This is a genomic window from Novosphingobium sediminicola, from assembly GCF_014196525.1.
Taxonomy (GTDB): Bacteria; Pseudomonadota; Alphaproteobacteria; order Sphingomonadales; family Sphingomonadaceae; genus Novosphingobium; species Novosphingobium sediminicola.
The window spans coordinates 102,949-123,938 of sequence record NZ_JACIDX010000009.1 but is presented as its reverse complement, the minus strand read 5'-3'; the positions used below and the strand labels follow the sequence as shown (position 1 = coordinate 123,938).

Sequence of the window (20,990 nt, the reverse complement as noted above, 5' to 3'; positions counted from 1 at the left end):
AGGGGATGGATCATGCCTAAATACACCAGACTGCTTCTGGGGTCGTCGCTTATTTCCTTCGTTTGCGCCAATCCGGCGCTGGCGCAGCAAAGCAGCGATCAGGCGAAACCCGCCGAAATCGTCGTGACCGGCTCGCGCATCGCGCGTCAGGACTATGTCGCGCAAAGCCCCATTGTCACCGTTTCGCCCGCCGCGATCCAGAATTCGGGCACGCCCACCATCGACAGCTACTTGCTGCAAATGCCCAGTTTTGGCGTCGGAACCGGCGGCTTTTCCAACGGCAGTTCGGGCGGGCTGGGCATCGGTCAGGCCAACCTCAACCTGCGGGGCCTTGGTACGGTGCGCACGCTGGTGCTGCTCGACGGGCGGCGGATGGAGCCGGGCAATGCGCAATCGGTGGTGGACATCAACACCATTCCCACCTCGGCCCTGCAAGGGGTCGAGGTCATCACCGGGGGCGCCTCGGCCACCTATGGTTCGGATGCGATTGCCGGCGTGGTCAATTTCAAGCTGCGCCACCGCTTTTCCGGCTTTGAGGCCAGTGCCCAGATGGGGATCTCGGAATTGGGCGATGCGCCCAACCGCCAGTTTTCCGCCATCACGGGGCGCGATTTTGCCGATGGGCGGGGCCATGTCATCCTGTCGGGCGAATATGCCGATCGCGGCGCCATCGGCTTTCGCGACCGCGCCTTTTCCACGCCGACGGGCAATCTGGCCCCGCAAATGGGCAATGGCTTCTATTCGCCCAGCGGCACCAATCTGCCCAGCCAGAGCGTTGTGAACACGATCTTCGGCTCCTATGGCTATGTGGCGGGGACGATGCCGCGCACCGGCAATTTCGGCATCAACGGCGATGGCACGCTCTATCGCAGCCAGGCGCCGGGCACCAATTACAAGCCCAATGGCGACCCCTGCGTGGTCAACAATGGCGCGGCCGGTTTTGGCTATGACGGCAATTGCACAAACCGCCTGCAAAATCCGATGCATCGCTGGGCCGCTTTGACGCGGGCCGAATATGAAGTGTCGGACAAGTTGACGGTCTTTGGCCAGTTCCAGTTTGCCCATTCGCTCGCCCGTTCGCAGGGCAGCCATGCGCAGTTGAACGCGGTGGGCGCAACCGGAGTCAATGTGCCCGTCACCAACCCCTTCGTTCAGGCCAATACCGCGCTGGCCGCCGTTTTGGCCAGCCGCACCAATCCAACCGCGCCCTTCGCCTTTGTCAAACGTTTCGAGGAGGCAGGCCCACGCGCCTTTTCCAGCGCCACCGACACGTTGCAGGCGACCCTTGGCGCCAATGGCAAATTGTCGCCCGCATGGTCCTATGACGCCTATGCCACTTATGGCCAGACCACGGCGGATGACCGCAACACCTCCGGCTCGGTCAGCCTGAGCGCGGTCAACCAGTTGCTCAACGCCGCCGATGGCGGGGCCAGCCTTTGCACTGGCGGCTTCAACATCTTTGGCCCCAATCCGGTTTCGCAATCCTGTATCGATTATGTCTCGCGCAAGACGTTGAGCAGCACGAAGATCACCCAGACCGAGCTGAGCGCGAGCCTGACCGGCAGCCTGTTCAAACTGCCTGCAGGCGATGTGAAGGTCAATGTCGGCGGCACCTATCGGCGCAACACATTCCGCGTTAACCCGGATCCCTCGCTGCTGGCGGGCGATATTGCGGCGGTTTCGGCCATCGCCAACACCGTGGGCAGCACCAATGTCTGGGAAGGATCCATCGAGGCGCTGATCCCGGTGCTGGCCAAACTGCCGCTGGTGGAATCCTTCAACATTACCGCTGGCTATCGCTATTCGCATTACAATCTGGCCGGGGGCAATTCGACCTATAAGATCAATTTCGACTGGCGCGTGGCCTCGCCTCTGTTGCTGCGCGGGGGCTATCAGCGGGCGGTGCGCGCGCCCAACATCGGCGAATTGTTCCTGCCGCAAGCCAGCACGGTCGCCAACATCGGCGCCGCGCCATCCTCGGGTGACCCCTGCAACGCCGCCGGCACCTTGCGCAACGGGGCCAATGGCGCGCAGGTGCTGGCGCTCTGTCTGGCGCAGGGGATGCCCAATTCGATTACATCATCCTTTACGCAGGCCAATATCGGCGTAGGCGCCACCACGGCGGGCAATCGCGCGCTGCAACCCGAAACCGCCACCAGCTTTACGCTTGGCGCCGTGTTCCAGCCCACGATGGCGGGCGAGGCGTTGCGCCGGATCAGCCTGTCGGTCGATTACTACAACATCGCCATCAACAACACGATCGGCCAGATCGTCGGCCAGAACATTCTGAACAAATGCTACAATACCGATGGGTCTAACCCGACCTATGATCCGAACAACATGTTCTGCCAGTTGATCACGCGGTCGAACACCACGGGTCAGATCACCAATCTCTATCAGCCTTTACTCAATCTGGGCGGTTACAAGACCGATGGCATCGACGCGGCCTTCGACTGGGCGCTGCCGCTTGCCTCGCTGGGCATGGGCGAGAAGGCGGGCACGCTGACGCTCAACCTCAACGTCAGTTGGCTTAACAGTTTCCGCATTCAGGCGCTTCCGGCGGCGGCATGGCAGAATTACCTCGGCACGATTTCGGGCACCGACACCTATGCGCGCTGGAAATGGTCGGGTCAGGTCGCCTATGAACGCGGCGCGGTGCAGGTGGGCGCGCGCTGGCGGCGGATGAGTTCGTTTGCGGACAATTCCATCGTCACCAATCCTGCCAGCACCGTGGCCGGGCCGGGGGCGATGCAATATGTCGATCTGTTCGCCCGCATCCGCTCGAAATCCGGCTTTGAGTTCCGTTTCGGCGTGACCAATGTGGCCGATACCCAGCCGCCGCAGGTGGGGGCCACGGCGGGCTTTACCAATCAGGCGCTGTATGATGTGATCGGGCGGGCCTATTACGCGGGCATCCGCTTCCACCTGTAAGGCCAAGCAGGCGTGAGCCCTTCCGGTCAGAAGGGCTCACGTCGCTCCATAGGCATGATCTATGGATGGCTTAAAAATCTCTATTTTACTTGATGCCTCAATTGGCGAAAACGCTCCTCAACATCAAGAAACGGGGAGAGTGGATCGTGTCTTTGGCTATGGATCGCAGGTTGTTTGTCGGTTCGGCCATCGCCGGTCTGGCCAGTGTGGCGGGCGGCGGCGCGGTCTGGGGCGGGCAACCGCTGTTGGCGCGGGTCATTCTGGACAATGATTTTGCCGGAGATCCTGACGGGCTCTTTCAACTGGCGCATCATGTGCTGTGCCGCGCCGTCTCCATCCCGCTGATCATCGGCTCGCACCTGCCCGGACATTTCGCCAGCGGGCATGATGCGCGGGATTCGTCCGACCGTGCGCGTGAGCTTTTGACGATCATGGGGCTGGGCAAGGTGCATGATCCCATCGCGGGTTCCGAAACGCCCATCGCCTCGCGTTCGTCATGGCGGCCCAGCAAGGCCAGCGAGGCCATCGTGCGCGAGGCGATGCGCGAGGATGCGAAGGAACCGCTGATTTACGCCGCCGGGGCCGGACTGACCGATCTTGCACTGGCTTGGCTGAGCGAGCCGAAGATCGGGCGGCGGATCAGGCTGATCTGGATCGGCGGCAATACGCACAAGGGCCTTGGCAATCCGGGAGCCAAGTCTGACGAACCCGAGTTCAATTTCTCCATCGACCCGCTGGCCGCGCAGGTGATCTTCAACGAATCCGATATCGAGATCTGGCAGGTGCCTTCCGACGCCTATAGCCAGATGCTGTTTTCCAATGCCGAGCTGGAAGAGTTGGGCGGAACCGGTCCGCTGGGCGCCTATCTGAAAGCCCGCGTGGATGCCATCCCGGAAATCTTTGCGAAAATACCTGGTGTGCCTCCGGTGCCTGCCTCGGACGCCTATGTGCTGGGCGACAGTCCGCTGGTTACGCTGACCGCGCTGGTTCCCCCAATGCAGCCGGACCCGGCGTCCTGTCGCTATTTGGCCATGCCCACGCCGCGTCTGCTCGACAATGGCGCCTATGTGGACAGGGCCGATGGCCGTCCTATGCGTGTTTACACCCAGATTGATGCCGGTCTGACATTTCGCGACATGCTGGCTCGCTTCAGGATCGCGCAGGCGGACAGGCGCGAGCGGCGATAAACGACCTGTGCCCCCGGCTGGGGCGAACCCACACGGGCCTTCAGGGGGCGAACCTTACGCCCCGCAGATCATTATGCTGATGGAGCCATGGTCGCCATGCGGCCTTCTGCGCAGCATAAGGGTGAAGGAATGTCGTTTAGTTCCAGTATATTGCGTGCGATCATTGCAGCGGCAGCCGGTCTGGCGTCGGGCGGTTTTATCGATGCCCGCCTGCCTGCCGCCATTTATGCCTCGGGTAACGATCATCTGCCGATCCTACCCGCCTTGCAGCGTGATCTGGGCACGGCCCTGACGCTGATCGAACGCCAATTGGCCGAGCCCTTCAAGAACGCTTTTGGCCTGCCGATCCTGTTGATTACCGCCGGTGTGGGCCTGCTGATCGTATGGCCCTTTCGCCTCGGGCTGCTCCATCGTTTCGGGCTGTGGTTGCAACGGTTACCTTTGGCGTCGCGGGTCGCCATTGGCCTTAAAGCGGTCGGCACGGTTTTCATCACCACATTGCTGGTCTTTCTGGCGGTGCAGACAGTCTTCTGGGGGCTGGATTTGACCGTGAGGCTCCTGCCCGCAACCGAGCCGGTGGCTGATGCGCTTTCGATGGGGCTGGGCATCGCGGGTCTGGGTCTGGGGCTGGGGCGGGCGCTGGATTCGCCCGACGCTCCGGAGATGCGTCCTCTTCGCCTGTGCGCTGAACTCGATGGCTGCATAGGCAAATATGCGCTGGCGGCGGGCATTATGCTGGGCGTCACCAATGTCATCGATCAGGCCTCGCATGTCATCCATGCCAACAACACCAGTTGGACGATCGCGCAGGGTCTGATCGCTCTGATCGAAACCATTCTCGTTGCCCGCTTTCTGGCGGTAGTGGGGCGTGCCCGCGAACAGGAGGCGGAAACAGGGACGGCAAATCGGAAAAGCGCGGCAGCTCCGGCGATATTCGGCGCCACGGTTTTTCTATGGCTGGCGCTTGGCGCGGGCGTGGCGGCATTTGTGTCCGGGCATGTTCAGTTTTCCATGCTGATCCTGCAGGAATTGCTCTGGGCCGGTCTGGTGCTGACCATCGCCTGGCTGATCGCAGGCTTTATCGATGCAGCTCTGGTGCAATGGTCCGATGCTGGGGGATCAACCCAACGCATCGCAGGCGCCGCCGCTGGTATTCATCGCGCTCGGCTCAGGCAGATCGCCTTGCTGACCAGCGCCGTGCTTACGGTTCTGGTCTGGCTGTTTGCCCTCGGCCTTGTCGCGGCGCCGCTGCATGGGGACAATGCGGTGGTGATTGAACAGATCCGGCCTATGCCGCTGCTCAATTCGCTGCGCTCGCTTGATCTTTCCCCGCGCAGCGTGGGTTTGGCGCTCTGCGTGCTGGTCGTGGGCATTGCCCTGACGCGCATGTTTCGCGGGTGGCTGGAAAATCGCTTCCTGCCTTCCACCTCGCTCGACATTGGCGTGCGCACCTCGCTGGCAACCGGACTTACCTATATCGGAACCCTGATTGCCCTGCTCGGCGCGACCAATATGCTGGGCCTGCAACTGGAAAAGATCACCCTGATCGCCAGCGCGCTTTCGGTGGGAATCGGCTTTGGCCTGCAATCGATCATCCAGAACTTTGTATCGGGCGTGATCCTGTTGATCGAGCGACCGGTCAAGCCCGGCGATTGGGTTTCGGTATCGGGGGCCGAAGGCACGATCCGCAAGATCCGCGTGCGCGCCACAGAATTGGCCATGGCCGACGGCGGCATTGCGATTGTGCCCAACTCATCCTTTATCTCCTCCAATGTGGCCAATCGCGACGACACGCTGATGGCGAACAGGCTGGATCTGACGTTGACCGTTTCGGGCGGCGTCACGGTGGCGGCGGCGCGCGATATGGTGCTGGAAATGCTGAAAGGCTTTGCCCCCTTGCGTGACGAGCCCGCGCCCCGGATCTATCTCAAGACTTTGGGCGATGCCGAATGGGTGTTTGATATCAAGGCCTATGCCAAATCCGGAATGGGTGTGGCCCAAACCCGCAGCGATCTGCTCTTCTGGCTGGCCGGACAGGGAGAGGGGAGGGAGATTAGGATCAGATCGAATTGAGCGCGGCGCACCGACCCGCAGGGGGCCCCGGATCAGGCCAGACCGCGCACCAGAGCATCGAGTCCGGTTTCAAAGGTGGCGTCGAAATCCATCATCTGGCGCAGGAATTCGCGCATCGGGCCGTTGGCCTTAAAGGATTCCCAACCCAGCGTGAAGGAAATCACCACCGCCTGACAGGCAAGGGCGCGCTTTTGATCCAGACCCAGCGTGACGAGCGGCGCGGCAATGCCCTCGGCATGGCTGGCGGGTTCGCCGGACAGCGCCGGGCTGGCCGCCGCGCAGAGGCGCGCGCCATCGCGATGCGCGGCAAAGCTGCGCCGCAGCGCGCGGCCAAACTGGCCCAGCCATGTCTGCCAATCATCGGCCGGCGGCACGGCGGCATAGGCGGCGGCGTAAATCTCGCGCGCCATCAGGCCCAGCAGTTCGGCCTTGTCGCTGAAATGCCAGTAAAGCGCCGGGGCCTGCACCCCCACCCGCGTGGCAAGGCGGCGCATGCTCAGGCCATCAAGCCCGTCTTCCTCAAGCTGCGCAAAGGCGGCGGCGATCAATCGATCACGATCAAGAAGGGCGGGAGCGGGGCGAGCCATAGGTTTTTGTTGACCACTTAACGGTGTTAAGTCAAGTTGCCCCGCGGAGAGAATAGCCAAGAGGCCGCCATGACCTATGTTCGCAATGCCTGGTATGTCGCCGGATGGGAGCAGGATCTTGCCCCCGAAAAGCCCTTTGCCCTGACCATCCTTGGGGATCGCCTCGTCATCTGGCGCTCTGTCTCAGGCGCGGTCCATGCGCTGGAGGACAAATGCGTCCACCGCTTTGCCCCGCTCTCGCTGGGCCGGTGCGAGGGCGAACATCTGCGCTGCATGTATCACGGGCTCCTGTTCGAAGCCGGTGGCAAGGTGGCCGAAATACCCGGTCAGGACCTGATCCCGGCCCGCGCCCGCGTGCGCTCCTATCCGGTGGTGGTGCGCCACAGCTGGATCTGGGTATGGATGGGCGAGGTCGAGGCGGCGGACCCGGCGTTGATCCCGCCTGCGGTTGGCTTTGACGATCCCGACTATATTCTGGGATGCGGTTTCCTCGATTATCAGGCCGAGGCGCGGCTCATCAACGACAACCTGCTTGATTTCAGCCATTTGACCTATGTTCACGCCGCCAGCTTTGGCGCAGGCCCGGAGTTCGCCGCCTCTCAGCCCAAAGTCACCCCATTGGAGCGCGGCGTGCGGGTCGAACGCTGGCTGGAAAACAACCATGGCAGCGGCAATCGCAAGTCCGAGCAATTGATCGACGGCTGGTCCAGCTATGATTTCCTGCTGCCCGGCGTCTTGCTGATGTGGAGCGCGAATTATCCGGCGGGTACGGCAAAGCGTTTGAACTATGCCCCGCCGCCGATGGAGGAGGCCATTGCGGGTCTCAATTTCACCAGTCAGGCGGTGACTCCGCTGACCGACAAGACCTCGCGCTATTTCTTCTCATGGGGCCCGCATCGCCAATTCGGTGATGACGCGATGCGCGATCACATGATGGGCATTGCCGGCATGGCCTTTGCCGAGGACAAGGTGATGATCGAGGCCCAGCAGCGCGTGATCGATACCACCCCGGCGCAGGACGTGATGCCCACGGCCCATGATCGCGGCGTGACGCTGTTCAACCGGCTGGTGGAAAAGCTGTCCGATGCCGCGACCATAAAGCGCCGGGAGGCGGTGGGCTGAAGCTCAGCCCGTAATGGCCTTCACCTCATCCGCATCGCCCAGCATCACGCCGATGCGCTGGTGCAGGCCGGTGGGGGCCACATCCATGATCCGCCCCGCGCCATCGCTGGCGCTGCCCCCGGCCTGTTCGATCAGGAAGCTCATCGGATTGGCTTCATAGAGCAGGCGTAGGCGGGCCTTGCCGGTGGTGCGGTGGTCGCTGGGATAGAGAAACACCCCGCCGCGCTTCAATATGCGATGCACATCGGCCACCATCGAGGCGGTCCAGCGCATGTTGTAATCCACCCCGCACGGCCCCTCGGCGCCAAGGATGCGTTCTTCGACATAGCGGGCCACAGCGGGCGACCATTGGCGGCGGCGGGCCATGTTGATGGCAAATTCGCGGTTGCCCGCCGGGATCCGCATCGGCCCGTCGGTCATCCGCCATGAGCCCACCTCGCGGTCGAGCATGAATTCATAGACGCCCGTGCCGATGGTCAGCACCAGCAGCGTTTGCGGGCCATAGAGCGCATAGCCCGCCGCCACCTGATCGCGGCCGGGCTGCAGGAAGTCCTCCTCGGTCACATCGCGCCCGGCGCAGGCATCGGGCGCGCGCAGGACGGAAAAGATCGTGCCGACCGAGAGATCAACATCAATATTGCTCGACCCGTCAATCGGATCGAACAGCAACAGATATTCACCCTTGGGATAGCGATTGGGGATGCGGTGGATCGTCTCCATTTCCTCCGACGCCATAGCGGCCAGATGCCCGCCCCATTCATTGGCGTCGAGCAGCAGGTCATTGGCGATCACGTCCAGCTTCTTCTGGACCTCGCCCTGCACATTCTCGCTGCCCAGCGCGCCCAGCACATCGCCCAGCGCCCCGCGCGCGATGGCATGGCCCACCGCCTTGCAGGCCCGCGCCACCGTTTCGATCAGCAGGCGCAATTCGGCGGGGCAGGGGTGTTCGGGCAGACGCTGCTGCTCGATCAGAAAGCGTGAAAGCGTGATGGGTTGCACATGATCGCTGGCCATTACTGCCCCTTTCCCTGCATGATCGCGCTCATCAACTCGCCCACTTGCGGGCCATGGGCAAAACTGGCGGCATCGGCGATGGCCGCCGCGTCGGGCCGGATGCCGGTATAGAGCACGAATTGCTCCACCGCCTGAAGTACAATCACCTCCGCTCCGGAAATGGCCGTTTTGCCCGCCGCTTCGGCCGCGCGGATAAAGGGTGTGCGGGCGGGCTGGGCCACGACATCGAAGGCGGCCCGGCAATCTGCGATAAAGTCCGGCGGATAGGCCAGCGCCTCGGCATCGGCGCCCTCCATGCCCAGAGGCGTGACATTGACCAGCAGCGCCGCGCCGGTTTCCGGCAAATCTGCCCGCCATTCATAGCCATATTGCGCGGCCAGAGCCTGCCCCGCCTGCGCATTGCGGGCGATGATCGTGCCATGGGCAAAGCCGCTGTCGCGCAGCGCGGCAGTCACCGCCTTGGCCATGCCCCCGCTGCCGCGCAGCAGGAAAGGCATCGCCGGATCAAGCCCCCGCGCTGCCACCAGATCGCGCACGGCGGTATAATCGGTGTTGTGCCCGCTCAGCACGCCATCGTCATTGACGATCGTGTTGACGCTGTCGATGGCTGCTGCCGAGGCCTCGATGGTGTCGAGCAGGGGGATGACATCCTCCTTGAACGGCATCGAGATCGCGCAGCCGCGAATGCCCAGCGCGCGAATACCGCCGATGGCTGCGGCCAGATCGCGGGTGGTGAAGGATTTATAGACATAATCCAGACCCAGCAATTCATAGAGCCGGTTATGCAGCCGCGATCCGGCATTGCCGGGACGGCCCGAGAGCGACATGCAAAGCTGTGTGTCGCGTCCGATAGGGGGCTTGGCGATGGGGGGCTTGGTGGGCATGTCAGCTTCCTGTTGCTGGGTTGCGCGCGCTTGACCCGCGCGCGATGAGTTTGCCGGAAAGGACGGTCTTGCGCATCGCGGCATCGGGATGTTCCAGCCGGTCGAGCAGCATCGTCATCGCCGTCCGCCCGATTTCCTCGACCGGCTGTTCGATCACGGTCAAGCCATTGCCGATCAGTTCCATCCAGTCGCTATTGTCGAAACCGGCCAGCGCAATGTCGCGCGGCACCTCGAGCGAGAGCGAGCGCAAGGCCCGCAGCACCGAAACCAACATAAGGCCATTGCTGGCCATCAGCGCATCGGGGCGGTCGGGCCCGGAAAGCAGGGCGGCGACCGCCTTTTCCGCCTCGCCCGGCGCATGGGGGATGGCCAGAGCGTCAACCGTAATGCCGAGGCGTGCGGCGGCCCGTTCAAAGCCGTTGCGGCGCTCGATGCCGGTGCTGCTGCTGGCGCCGAACAGGCCCGCGATGCGGCGGTGGCCCTGATCGTGGAGATGTTCGAGCAGCAGGCCCGCCATGGCCTCATTGTCGAGCAGCACGCAATCCTCGCGCGCGCCGGGGATGGCGCGGTCGATCAGCACCACCGGGCAATCCATCGCCAGATCGCCCGCGCGCGTCACCCTCTGGCGCGAGGGGGCAAGGATGATGCCGGTTACGCGCTCCTGCTGCATCAGTTCGAGATACATGGCCTCCTTGGCCGGGTCCTCGTCGGTGTTGCACAGGATCACCCGCAGGCCGCGTGCCGTCGCAAGGCTCTCGATGGCGCGCGAGACGGCGGTGAAGAAGGGGTTGCGGATGTCGGCCAGAATGAGGCCGATGGTGTTGGTATGTTGCGAACGCAGGCGTCGTGCGGCCAGATTCGGGCGATAGCCGGTGGAGATGACGGCAGCCTGGACTCGTTCCTGCATGGCCGGATCGACCGGGCGCCCGCTGAGCACCCGCGAGACGGTGGCGGGCGAGACGTTGGCGACTTTGGCAACATCCTTAATTCCGACGGATTTGATCTCAACGGGCATCAGAAAACGTTCTCACTTGTCAAACGGCCTGATGGCCTCTCCTGCGCTGCATCATGCCTTCAATGACGCACAAAATGCAAGAGCTCTTGACAAAAGTGGTGAGAAAACGTTTTCTATGACCAATGACAGAACGTGGAGAGATTCTGAACATGCCAGCCCCTTCCGCCATCATGCCCCGCGCCGCCCTTTCCGGCCCAGCAGTGTCTGGTTCGCCTGAACTCGTGCGCATCGCTGCAAAGGCTGCCAACAAGGAGGACGCGATTCGTCAGGTGGGCCAGTTGCTGGTGGCCGCAGGCTGCGTTGCGCCCGGATATGAGGAGAGCATGGTGCGCCGCGAGGCGGTGGCCAACACTTTCCTTGGCGCGGGCGTGGCCATCCCCCACGGCCTTGGCGAGGACAAGGGGCTGGTCCGCCATGACGGCATCGCCATCCTGCAATTGCGCGAGGGCGTCGAATGGAATCCGGGCCAGATCGCCCATCTGGTCGTGGGCATTGCGGCCAATTCGGACAGCCATATCGCCATTCTGCGCCGCTTGACCCGCCTGATTCAGGATGAGGCGCGCATCGCCCATCTGATCGCCACCGAGGACGCAGAGGTCATCGCCCGCGCCCTGCATGAGGATGGCGCGCCCGCCGCCGAAACCGTCCCGGCCGAGGATTATGCCGAGGTCGAGCGCTGGACGGTCGATTACCCCTCGGGCCTGCATGCCCGCCCTGCCTCGGCATGGGTGGAGGCGGCGCGCGGCCTGTCCTCGCGCCTGCGTGTGCGCCATGGCGCGGAAACCGCTGATCCGCGCAGCCTCGTTTCGCTGCTCCAGCTTGGTCTGAAGGCGGGCGACACGATCGCCATCTCCGCCGATCGGGCCGATGCGCTGGACACATTCGTCAAGGCCATCCGCCGCCTGACCGCGCGCGAAAAGGAAGATGCCGCCCGCGCCGCCGCCAAGGCCAGCGCCCCGGTGCGCGGCTGGAAACCCTCGGGCGAGACCAAGGCCATTGCGGGCGTCGCGGCCAGCCCCGGCCTTGCCATTGGCCGGGTGCATATCCTTGCCTCCGCCGAACTGGTGGTGCCGGACGAACCGGTCGATCTTGTGGCCGGGGGCGCTGCGCTTGAGGACGCGCTGACCCGGACGCGGGCGCAGATGAAAGTGTTGATCGACGACACCACCCGCCGCCTTGGCGCGGGCGAGGCAGCCATTTTCAAGGCGCAGGCCGATCTGCTCGACGATACCGACCTCATCACGCTGACCTGTCAATTGATGGTCGAAGGGCATGGCGTGGCATGGTCGTGGGATCAGGCCGTCGGGCGCGTTGCGGGGCAACTCTCGGCGCTGGGCAATCCGGTGCTGGCGGCGCGGGCGGCGGATCTGCATGATGTGGGCCGCCGCGTGCTGGCCGCAATGGACCCCTCGCTGGCCGCCGGATCGCTCGCTGATCTGCCCGATGAGCCTTGCGTGCTGATTGCCTCTGACCTTTCGCCCTCCGACACGGCGATGCTCGATATTTCGCGCGTGGCGGGCTTGGCCACAGCGCTCGGCGGGCCGACCTCACACAGCGCCATTCTTGCGCGCACGCTGGGTCTGCCCTCGATTGTGGCGGGCGGGGCGCAATTGCTTGGGCTGGAGCCGGGCGCCTGCGTGATCGTCGATGGCGACAGCGGACGGGTCTGGCTCGACCCCACCCCGCAGGATCTGCAATCGGCCCGCCAGTGGATCGCGGAAATCGCCCAAAAGCGCGCCGCCGAGGCCGCCGAGCGCAGCCGCCCCGCCATCACCACTGATGGCCATGAGATCGCGGTTGCGGCCAATGTGAACCGGCCCGATCAGGTCGAATTCGCGCTGGTGCAAGGCGGCGAGGGCGTGGGACTGATGCGCACCGAATTCCTCTTCCTCGAACGCGGCGAAAGCCCCAGCGAGGATGAGCAGGAGGCGATCTATCGCGCGATGATCGAGGCTCTTGGGCCGCGCCCGCTGATTGTGCGCGCGCTCGACATTGGCGGCGATAAGCAGGTGCCGCATCTGGACCTGCCGTGCGAGGAAAACCCCTTCCTCGGCGTGCGCGGGGCGCGGCTGTTGCTGCGGCGGCCCGATCTGCTCGAACCGCAATTGCGCGCGCTGTATCGCGCGGCGCGTGCGGGGGGCGATCTTTCAATCATGTTCCCGATGATCACCTCGGCATGGGAACTGATCCGCCTGCGCGAGGCATGCGAGGCGATCCGCATCGAAATGGACGCGCCCGTGGTCCCTATCGGCATCATGATCGAGGTGCCTGCCGCTGCGGTTCAGGCCAAGGCTCTGGCCGCCCATGCCGATTTCTTTTCCATCGGCACCAATGATCTCACGCAATATGCGCTGGCCATCGACCGCCAGAACCCCGATCTGGCCAGCGAGGCCGACAGTCTGCATCCGGCTGTGCTGCGCCTGATCGCGATGACGGTGGAAGGGGCCAAGGCCCATGGCCGCTGGGTGGGCGTGTGTGGAGGCATTGCGGGCGATCCGTTCGGCGCGGCGCTGCTGGTCGGGCTTGGTGTGTCCGAACTCTCGATGACCCCGCGCGATATTCCCGCCGTCAAGGCCCGTATCCGCGCCAGCGACAAACCCGCTTTGGAGGCTCTCGCTCGCCGCGCATTGGAGATGGAAGGCGCCGCCCAAGTGCGCGCGCTCGATGGGGAGGCCGCGTGATGCGCATCCATACCGTCACCTTCAACCCCGCCATTGACCACACGATCACCATCGACCGCCTGATCCCCGGTGAGGTCCATCGCGCCCGCGCCGTTCGCCAGAATGCCGGGGGCAAGGGCGTCAATGTTGCCAGTTGTCTGGCTGACTGGGGCGCCGATGTGGCGGTCCATGGCCTGTTGGGCAGCGACAATGCCGCCCCCTTTGACGCGCTCTTTGCCGCCAAGGGGATCACGGATCGTTTCATCCGCGTGGCCGGTTCCACCCGCGTCAATCTCAAGCTGGTCGATGATGCCGGGACCACGGACATCAACCTCGACGGCATGGCGGTGGACGAGGCGCTCGTCGCGAAGGTGGTGAGCCAATTGAACGTCGCGGTGCGTTCCGGCGATCTGGTGGCGCTCTCGGGCAGCCTGCCGCCCGGTTGCCCCTATGATGTTTACGCCGCGATGGTGGCGCAATTGCGCGAGCGCGGATGCCGCGTCCTGCTCGACACCAGCGGGGGGCCGCTCAAACATGCGCTTAATGCCGTCGTGCTGCCTCATGTCATCAAGCCCAATCGCAGCGAACTGGCCGCATGGACCGGGCAGGCGGCGATGGACCGAACGGGCCTGCTGTCGGTGGCGGCGGATCTGTGCCGTCGGGGCGTCGAACTGGTGGTGATCTCGATGGGTGAGGAAGGCGCTTTGTTCGTTTCGGCGCAGGGGGCGGTTTGCGCCCATCTCGCGCTGGATGGCGTGGCCAGCACGGTGGGCGCGGGCGATGCGATGGTGGCCGGGCTTGCCGCTGGGCTGGCCGATGGCCTGCCGTTGGAGCGTCTGGCGCGGCTCGCCACGGCCTTTGCCGTAGGCAAGCTGGGCATGGCTGGGCCTAATCTGCCGGAACTGGGCGCGGTGCGGGCCTTGGCGCAGGAGGTTTCCCTCTCCGCCATGACCATGGCCTGATGAATTATAAAGGGACGAGGATTCAATGAGAAAACTCTTTGCCGTGATCGACGCCGGGGGCCGCGAGGTGCAGGCCCTGCTGGCCGCCGAGGCTTTGCGCAAGGCTGCTCGCACGCAGGGCCGCCCGATTGAAGTGGCGGTGCGCCGCCCGACCGATGCCCAGAGTTTTGAGGCTTTGAGCGAGGATCAGGCGCTGTTGTTCGTGGGTGGGGAGGATGATCCTCTGGCCGCGCGGGCGAATTGGCGGCTGAGCCTCGACAATGTGCTGGCCGATCCGCAGTCAGCGATCCGCGAGCCGGATCAGGGCAGCGCCCGGCCCACCATCGTTGCCATCACCTCCTGCCCCACCGGGATCGCGCATACGTTCATGGCCGCCGAAGGGTTGACCGAGGGCGCCCGCCAGTTGAACTATCCGATCCGTGTCGAAACGCAAGGCTCGGTGGGCGCGGGCAATCCGTTGACGGCGGAAGAAATTGCCGAGGCCGAGGTGGTTCTGATCGCCGCCGACCGCGAGGTGGACCGCTCGCGCTTTGCGGGCAAGCGCGTGTTTATCAGCAACACCAAGCCCGCGATCACCGGCGGCGCGGGCCTGATCGAACGCGCCTTGGCCGAAGCGCAGGTGCAGGGCGGCGAGCCGTCCAGCGCCGCGCCCGCCGCTGCCAAGGAGCGGGCAGGGCCTTACAAGCATCTGATGACCGGCGTGTCCTTCATGCTGCCCTTTGTGGTGGCAGGGGGCTTGCTTATCGCGCTGGCTTTCGCGCTTGGCGGGATTCATGCCAATGACGATGCCGCCGCCGGTACGCTGGCCCATGCCCTGTTTCAGATCGGGGCCAAGGCCGGTTTTGCCCTGATGGTGCCTGCGCTGGCGGGCTATATCGCCTATTCGGTGGCCGACCGTCCCGGCATCGCGCCGGGCATGATCGGCGGCATGATTGCCTCCAGCCTTGGCGCGGGCTTTCTGGGCGGGATCGCGGCGGGGTTTATCGCGGGCTATGGCGTCGATGGGCTTAACCGCCTGATCCGCTTGCCCAAAAATCTGTCGGGGTTGAAGCCGGTTCTGATCCTGCCTTTGCTGGGTTCACTGCTGACGGGTCTGGTGATGATCTATGCCGTGGGCGCGCCGGTGGCCGCCGCGCTGGCTTTTCTCACCGAATGGCTGCGCTCGATGCAAGGGTCCAGCGCGATCCTGCTGGGCGTGATCCTTGGCGCGATGTCGGCCTTTGACATGGGCGGGCCGGTCAACAAAGCGGGCTATGCTTTCTCGGTCGGGCTGGTGTCCAGCCAGGTCTATACGCCGATGGCCGCGACCATGGCAGCGGGCATGGTGCCGCCGCTGGGCATCGCACTGGCCACATTCCTGTTCCGCAGCCGTTTTAGCGCCGAAGAGCGCGAGGCGGGCGGCGCGGCGGGGGTGCTGGGCCTGGCCTTTATCACTGAGGGCGCGATCCCCTTTGCCGCGCGCGATCCGTTTCGCATCATTCCGGCCACGATGGCTGGTTCGGCGGTGGCCGGGGCCATCTCGATGGCCTTCGGGGTCGAACTCAAGGTTCCCCATGGCGGCATTTTCGTGCTGCCCATTCCCGGCGCGGTGACTCATCTGGCCGCCTATGCTCTGGCGATTGTCGCCGGGACGTTGGTGACGGCTTTGCTGGTGGGCCTGCTCAAACGCAAGCCGGAAGCTGCCGCCTGACACCCATCTTCTGACCTGCGCCGGGCATTCGGCGCGCGAGGATCATCCCATGTATCGCAAAATGCTCAAGGGCGCCTGCACCGCAGGCGTCATCGCCCTCTCCTTGTCTTTGACTCTGGCGTCCAACGCCATGGCGCAGGAAGCGCCGATCAAGCCCTTTCAACCGCTGGCCGATGAGGGCATCACCCTCGCGCTCAACTATACCGGCGAGGCGGCAGGCAATGTCAGCGGAGGCCTGCGCCGGGCCAGCGCCTATACCGGGCAGGTCTATATGGGCGCGGATTTCGATATGGACCGGATTGCCGGGATCGGCGGCGGCACCTTGCATTTTGCCGTGACCAACCGCCATGGCAAGAGCCTGTCGGGCATCGCCATCGGCAACAATACCTCGGTTCAGGAAGTGTGGGGCACGCAGAACACCCATCTGGCCATCCTGACATGGGAGCAGAAGCTGCTCGATGGCCGGGTGAACATCGAGGCGGGGCGCAGTCAGGCCAATATCCATTTCCTCAACTCGCCGCTCTATTGCAATTTCCAGACCAATTCGGCCTGCGGCAACCCGACTTTCGTGTTCAAGAACAGCAATTTCACCTATTTCCCGGCGTCGAGCTGGATGGTCCATGCGCGGGCGAATATCACCCCGCAATGGTTCGTTCATGTCGGCGCCTATGAGGTGAACCCCGACCGCAAGCAGGGCAATGACAATGGTTTCAGCTTCTCCACGCGCAACGCCACCGGCGTGATCGTGCCATGGGAGGCGGGTTATGGCGATGATGCGGGCAAGACGCGCCTGCCGGGCCATTATATCCTTGGCGGCTGGTTCGACCGGGGCGATTATGCCGATCCTCTGCGCGATGCCCATGGCGGGATCGCGATCCTGACAGGTCAAAATGCGGCGACTTTGCATGGCCGTTCGGGCCTCTATTTCCGCTTTGACCAGATGTTGACCCGCCCGGATGCCAATTCGAAACGCGGCCTGACCCTGTTCGGCGTGGCCATGGCCAATCTGTCGGGCCGGGTGGAGGAGAGCCACTATCTCGAACTTGGCCTGTTGCAGACCGGCACGTTCAAGGGGCGCGATGCCGATACGTTGGGTTTCCTGATCAATGATCAGCAATTCAGCGATCTGGCCGTGGAACGGATGCGTGCGGCGCGGATGGCGGCGGGCGGCGACGGCAATATCCACCGGCATCAATATATGATGGAACTGGCCTATGGCGCGCAATTGAACCCGGCCATGCGTATTTCCCCCAATATTCAATATATTCTCCACCCGGATCAGACCGGCGCCCCCTTCCGCACCCGCGACATTGGCAATGCGCTTGTCTTTGGCCTGAAATTCACCGTCGATGCGCCCACGCTGATCGGGATGATGCGATAAATCGATCGCAGGTTCATCGGCTGGTCATCATTCCTGCGGCACAAGAGCCCTCGGATAGGATAACCGAGGGCTGCCGTGATGAGCCGCTTGCTGGTTTTGCATATATCGACGTTGCTGATGCTCGGCGCCCCGCCTGCGCAGGCGGGGGACAGCGGGCTGGCCGGGATAAACCGCGCCACATGGGGTCTTGCCGATCTTTCTCCCGATGCCCTCCGGTCCGATCCGGGCCTTCCCGCCGAGGTTCAGGCGCGGATCGCGGCAATGCGTATCAGCCGCGAACCCATGCCCCAATTGGTGGTGGAAATGGACGACCAGATCCGCGCCGCCAACCAGACCCCCGATCCGGCCCAGCGGCAGGAGGCCAAAAAGGACTGGCGGCAGGCGATGAACGCGCTTGGGCGCGAGGCGGCGACGCGATCCTTGCTGCGCGACCTCTATTCGCCCGATCAGATGCGTGAACAGATGACGTGGTTCTGGTTCAACCAGTTCAACGTTCATGCTGAAAAGCGCGATATACGCGCCATGGTCGGCGATTATGAGGATGTCATCCGCGCCCGCTCGCTAGGCCGTTTCCGCGACCTGCTGGAGGCCACTTTGCGCCATCCCGCAATGCTGCGCTATCTCGACAATGACCAGAACGCGCTGGGCCATATTAACGAGAATTATGCCCGCGAGATCATGGAATTGCACACGATGGGCGTGGGCTCGGGCTATAGCCAGAAGGATGTGCAGGAACTGGCGCGTATTCTGACCGGGGGGGGGGTGCGGCTGCGTCCCGATGCGCCCCGGATAAAGCCGGAATGGCAGGCGCTCTATCTGCGTGATGGTCTGTTCGAATTTAACCCCGCGCGCCATGATTTCGGCACCAAACATTTCATGGGCCACACGATCCACGGTTCGGGCTATGCCGAAGTCGAGCAGGCGCTTGACCTGATCGCGAACAATCCGGCCACGGCGCGGCGCCTGTCCACCCGGATCGCCACCTATTTCATGGGCGACCGCCCGCCCGCCGCCGTGGTCGAGCGCATGACGGCGGCATGGCGTCAATCGGGGGGCGACATTGCCACTGTGCTGAACGCCATGACCGCGACCCCCGCCTATGCCGCCTCGCTGGGCCATGCGTTCAAGGACCCGGTGCATTATGTCGTTTCGGCGGTGCGCTATGCCTATGGCTCGGGGCGTGACGGCAATGTGGTTGTCAATGTCGATCCGATGATCAACTGGCTCAAACGCATGGGTGAGGGGCTTTACGATCATCAGACGCCCGATGGCTATCCGCTGGGCGCCTCGGCATGGACCGGGCCGGGGCAGATGGAGGTGCGCTTTGAGATCGCCAAGGCCATCGGCAATGGCTCGGCGGGTCTGCTGCGCCCGCGCGATCCGGCGGTGGCCTATCAGCCCGCCCCGCCCAATTTGCGCAATGCCCTGTGGTCTGGCGGCGTGGATCGCGCCACCAGCGAGCAGACCCGCGCGGTGCTGGATCAGGCCGCCAGCCCGCAGGAATGGAACATGCTCTTCCTTGCCTCGCCCGATTTCATGCGCCGATAAAGGATATCCGGAGACAGACGATGCCCCTGTTTGACCGCCGCGATCTTATCCGCTCCGCCGCGCTTGGCCTGCCGTTGATGATGGCGGGCGGGCGGGCTTTTGCCACGCCCGGCGCCGCCAACAACCGGCTGCTGGTGGTGTTTCTGCGCGGGGCCTATGATGCGGTGAATGTGATCGTGCCGGGGAGCAGTGATTTCTATCACGAGGCGCGGCCCACGATTGCCTTGCCACGCCCCGATCCGGCCAATCCCGATGCGCCTTTGCCGCTGGACGCGGAATGGAATTTGCACCCCGCGCTGCGCGAGAGCATCCTGCCGCTCTGGCAGGCGCGGCAGATCGCCTTTGTGCCCTTTGCCGGCACCGATGATATGAGCCGCAGCCATTTCGAGACGCAGGACAGCATCGAATTGGGCCAGAACATCGCCGCGCGCCGCAATTTTCAGTCAGGCTTTATGGGGCGTCTGGCCGCTGTTTTGGGGGTGGAAAGACCGATTTCCTTTACCGACCAACTGCCGCTGTGTTTTCGCGGAGGGCCGGTGATCCCCAATATCGCGTTGGGCAATGCGGCCTCGCGCCCTTCCATCGACGCGCGCCAGACCGAGCTGATCAAGGCCATGTATCGCGGCCAGCATGAGGCGGGCGTCGATCTGGAATCGGCCATTGGTCAGGGATTTGCCGTGCGTGACACAGTGTTTCAATCCATTCGCGGCGAGATGGAGGCGGCGGGGCGGGGTGCGATCACCGCCAAGGGCTTTGAACTGTCCGCCCGCCGCATTGGCCGCCTGATGCGCGATCAGTATAACCTTGCCTTTGTCGATGTCGGCGGCTGGGACACCCATGTCAATCAGGGCGGGGCGCAGGGCAATCTGGCCAACCGCATCGGGGAACTGGGCCGCGCTCTGGCCGGGTTTGTCGAGGCGATCGGGCCGGAGGATTGGCGCAACACCACGGTGGTGGTGATGTCCGAATTTGGCCGAACTTTCCGCGAAAATGGCGACAAGGGCACCGACCATGGCCATGGCAGCATCTATTGGGTGCTGGGCGGTTCGGTGGCGGGCGGGCGGATGGCGGGGGAGCAGGTGAAGCTAAGCCCCGATATGCTCAATCAGGGACGCGACTTGCCGGTGCTGACCGATTACCGAGGGCTGATCGGGGGCTTGCTGGCGCGGCAATATGGGCTGTCGGCGCGGCAATTGGGCATCGTCTTTCCCGGCGCAGAGATGCGCGATCTGCAATTGCTTTAGGTCGCTCGCTTCTGCTCCATCTGGCGCTTCCATCTTTGCTTTAATTCACCGGGACGCAGGCCATGGGCTTCGTCCAGAAATTGCGCCGAGACGATGCGGTCGGCGCGGAAATGGCGGAAATCCTGCCGCATCTCGCACCATGCGGCCAACATCCGCGCGGTTTCGAAATAGCCAAGTATCACTGGCCAGACCACGCGCTGGCTGACCGCGCCTTTCTCATCGCGATAGGATAGGGCGATCTTGCGCCCCTCGCGAATCCAGACGCGGGTGCGGGCAAGGTCGATGCCGTCGGGCGGCGTATCGGACCATGAGGGCACGCCGGTGGCCGGATGGGCGATGAAGGGGCGCAATTTTTCCGGCACCACCGAGGTGATCTTGGCGATCAGATCGCGCGCCGCCGCCGCCAGCGCCGGATCGCCGCGCCCCGCCACCCATTGCGCGCCCAGCACCGCCGCCTCGATCTCCTCAGGCGTCAACATCAGCGGAGGCATGTCGAAACTGTCGTCGAGAATGTAGCCGAAACCGGCCTCTCCGCGCACGGGAACGCGCTGGCCGATCAGATCGGCAATGTCGCGATAGACGGTGCGGGGCGAGACTTCCAATTCCTGCGCAATATCCTGCGCGGTGATGGGGCGGGAAGAGCGGCGCAGGATCTGGATGATCTGAAACAATCGGTCGGCGCGGCGCATCAG

The 20,990-nt window shown here is 63.9% G+C and carries 15 protein-coding genes; 10 read left to right on the top strand and 5 right to left on the bottom strand.

The annotated features are described in order from the left end of the window. The first annotated feature begins 12 nt into the window (after positions 1-12). From GGR38_RS12810 to GGR38_RS12800, 3 genes are all read left to right on the top strand, one after another. Positions 13-2,931, top strand: a complete 2,919-nt coding sequence (locus GGR38_RS12810) for a TonB-dependent receptor plug domain-containing protein (RefSeq protein ID WP_183626111.1) — start codon at positions 13-15, stop codon at positions 2,929-2,931. A 146-nt stretch (positions 2,932-3,077) separates the two neighbouring features. Further along, positions 3,078-4,118: a nucleoside hydrolase gene (locus GGR38_RS12805; protein ID WP_343059095.1), complete on the top strand. Its 1,041-nt coding sequence runs from the start codon at positions 3,078-3,080 to the stop codon at positions 4,116-4,118. A 129-nt stretch (positions 4,119-4,247) separates the two neighbouring features. Beyond that, complete coding sequence (locus tag GGR38_RS12800) at positions 4,248-6,191, top strand: mechanosensitive ion channel family protein (protein WP_183626110.1); 1,944 nt, start codon at positions 4,248-4,250, stop codon at positions 6,189-6,191. A 32-nt stretch (positions 6,192-6,223) separates the two neighbouring features. Here GGR38_RS12800 and GGR38_RS12795 read toward each other — a convergent pair whose 3' ends face one another. Further along, a complete protein-coding gene (locus GGR38_RS12795) occupies positions 6,224-6,778 on the bottom strand; it encodes a TetR family transcriptional regulator (protein ID WP_183626109.1) in 555 nt (184 codons plus the stop codon). Between the two features lie 69 nt (positions 6,779-6,847). On the opposite strand from GGR38_RS12795, the gene GGR38_RS12790 reads away from it, so the two are divergent. Next, entirely contained in the window at positions 6,848-7,900 is a 1,053-nt protein-coding gene (locus GGR38_RS12790; protein ID WP_183626108.1) for an aromatic ring-hydroxylating dioxygenase subunit alpha, read from the top strand. Between the two features lie 3 nt (positions 7,901-7,903). Here the strand turns inward: GGR38_RS12790 and GGR38_RS12785 are convergent, their stop codons facing one another. The 3 genes from GGR38_RS12785 to GGR38_RS12775 are packed head-to-tail and all read right to left on the bottom strand — an operon-like array spanning position 7,904 to position 10,813. After that, positions 7,904-8,914, bottom strand: coding sequence for a class 1 fructose-bisphosphatase (locus GGR38_RS12785; RefSeq protein WP_221227096.1), 1,011 nt, complete (start codon positions 8,912-8,914; stop codon positions 7,904-7,906). Next, entirely contained in the window at positions 8,914-9,798 is an 885-nt protein-coding gene (locus GGR38_RS12780) for a shikimate 5-dehydrogenase (RefSeq protein WP_183626106.1), read from the bottom strand. Before GGR38_RS12780 ends, GGR38_RS12785 begins: the two co-directional genes overlap by 1 nt. Position 9,799: 1 nt before the next feature. Then, a complete protein-coding gene (locus tag GGR38_RS12775; protein WP_183626104.1) occupies positions 9,800-10,813 on the bottom strand; it encodes a LacI family DNA-binding transcriptional regulator in 1,014 nt (337 codons plus the stop codon). 170 nt (positions 10,814-10,983) lie between these two features. Between GGR38_RS12775 and ptsP the strand changes: the two genes are divergently transcribed. The 6 genes from ptsP (at position 10,984) to GGR38_RS12745 (ending at position 20,298) form a co-directional block, all read left to right on the top strand. Further along, a complete protein-coding gene (ptsP, locus tag GGR38_RS12770) occupies positions 10,984-13,494 on the top strand; it encodes a phosphoenolpyruvate--protein phosphotransferase (RefSeq protein WP_183626333.1) in 2,511 nt (836 codons plus the stop codon). After that, positions 13,494-14,435, top strand: coding sequence for a 1-phosphofructokinase (pfkB, locus tag GGR38_RS12765; protein WP_183626331.1), 942 nt, complete (start codon positions 13,494-13,496; stop codon positions 14,433-14,435). Before ptsP ends, pfkB begins: the two co-directional genes overlap by 1 nt. A gap of 25 nt (positions 14,436-14,460) precedes the next feature. After that, a complete protein-coding gene (locus GGR38_RS12760) occupies positions 14,461-16,125 on the top strand; it encodes a PTS fructose transporter subunit IIC (protein ID WP_183626102.1) in 1,665 nt (554 codons plus the stop codon). A gap of 49 nt (positions 16,126-16,174) precedes the next feature. Beyond that, positions 16,175-17,506: a carbohydrate porin gene (locus GGR38_RS12755; RefSeq protein ID WP_183626100.1), complete on the top strand. Its 1,332-nt coding sequence runs from the start codon at positions 16,175-16,177 to the stop codon at positions 17,504-17,506. A gap of 78 nt (positions 17,507-17,584) precedes the next feature. Then, positions 17,585-19,054 carry a DUF1800 domain-containing protein gene (locus tag GGR38_RS12750; protein WP_183626098.1) on the top strand — a complete coding sequence of 490 codons (1,470 nt, stop codon included), beginning with the start codon at positions 17,585-17,587 and terminating at the stop codon, positions 19,052-19,054. Positions 19,055-19,074: 20 nt separating this feature from the next. Beyond that, positions 19,075-20,298: a DUF1501 domain-containing protein gene (locus GGR38_RS12745; RefSeq protein ID WP_183626096.1), complete on the top strand. Its 1,224-nt coding sequence runs from the start codon at positions 19,075-19,077 to the stop codon at positions 20,296-20,298. On the opposite strand, the gene GGR38_RS12740 is transcribed toward GGR38_RS12745, so the two are convergent. Then, positions 20,295-20,987 carry a helix-turn-helix transcriptional regulator gene (locus GGR38_RS12740; RefSeq protein ID WP_183626094.1) on the bottom strand — a complete coding sequence of 231 codons (693 nt, stop codon included), beginning with the start codon at positions 20,985-20,987 and terminating at the stop codon, positions 20,295-20,297. The genes GGR38_RS12745 and GGR38_RS12740 overlap by 4 nt on opposite strands. Positions 20,988-20,990: the final 3 nt, after the last annotated feature.

Excerpts from the sequence above, each read along its gene's own strand:
- GGR38_RS12810 (WP_183626111.1), top strand. The coding sequence starts at position 13 with ATGCCTAAATACACCAGACTGCTTCTGGGGTCGTCGCTTATTTCCTTC.
- GGR38_RS12800 (WP_183626110.1), top strand. The coding sequence starts at position 4,248 with ATGTCGTTTAGTTCCAGTATATTGCGTGCGATCATTGCAGCGGCAGCC.
- GGR38_RS12795 (WP_183626109.1), bottom strand. The coding sequence starts at position 6,778 with ATGGCTCGCCCCGCTCCCGCCCTTCTTGATCGTGATCGATTGATCGCC.
- GGR38_RS12790 (WP_183626108.1), top strand. The coding sequence starts at position 6,848 with ATGACCTATGTTCGCAATGCCTGGTATGTCGCCGGATGGGAGCAGGAT.
- GGR38_RS12785 (WP_221227096.1), bottom strand. The coding sequence starts at position 8,914 with ATGGCCAGCGATCATGTGCAACCCATCACGCTTTCACGCTTTCTGATC.
- GGR38_RS12780 (WP_183626106.1), bottom strand. The coding sequence starts at position 9,798 with ATGCCCACCAAGCCCCCCATCGCCAAGCCCCCTATCGGACGCGACACA.
- GGR38_RS12775 (WP_183626104.1), bottom strand. The coding sequence starts at position 10,813 with ATGCCCGTTGAGATCAAATCCGTCGGAATTAAGGATGTTGCCAAAGTC.
- ptsP (WP_183626333.1), top strand. The coding sequence starts at position 10,984 with ATGCCCCGCGCCGCCCTTTCCGGCCCAGCAGTGTCTGGTTCGCCTGAA.
- pfkB (WP_183626331.1), top strand. The coding sequence starts at position 13,494 with ATGCGCATCCATACCGTCACCTTCAACCCCGCCATTGACCACACGATC.
- GGR38_RS12760 (WP_183626102.1), top strand. The coding sequence starts at position 14,461 with ATGAGAAAACTCTTTGCCGTGATCGACGCCGGGGGCCGCGAGGTGCAG.
- GGR38_RS12755 (WP_183626100.1), top strand. The coding sequence starts at position 16,175 with ATGTATCGCAAAATGCTCAAGGGCGCCTGCACCGCAGGCGTCATCGCC.
- GGR38_RS12750 (WP_183626098.1), top strand. The coding sequence starts at position 17,585 with ATGAGCCGCTTGCTGGTTTTGCATATATCGACGTTGCTGATGCTCGGC.
- GGR38_RS12745 (WP_183626096.1), top strand. The coding sequence starts at position 19,075 with ATGCCCCTGTTTGACCGCCGCGATCTTATCCGCTCCGCCGCGCTTGGC.
- GGR38_RS12740 (WP_183626094.1), bottom strand. The coding sequence starts at position 20,987 with ATGCGCCGCGCCGACCGATTGTTTCAGATCATCCAGATCCTGCGCCGC.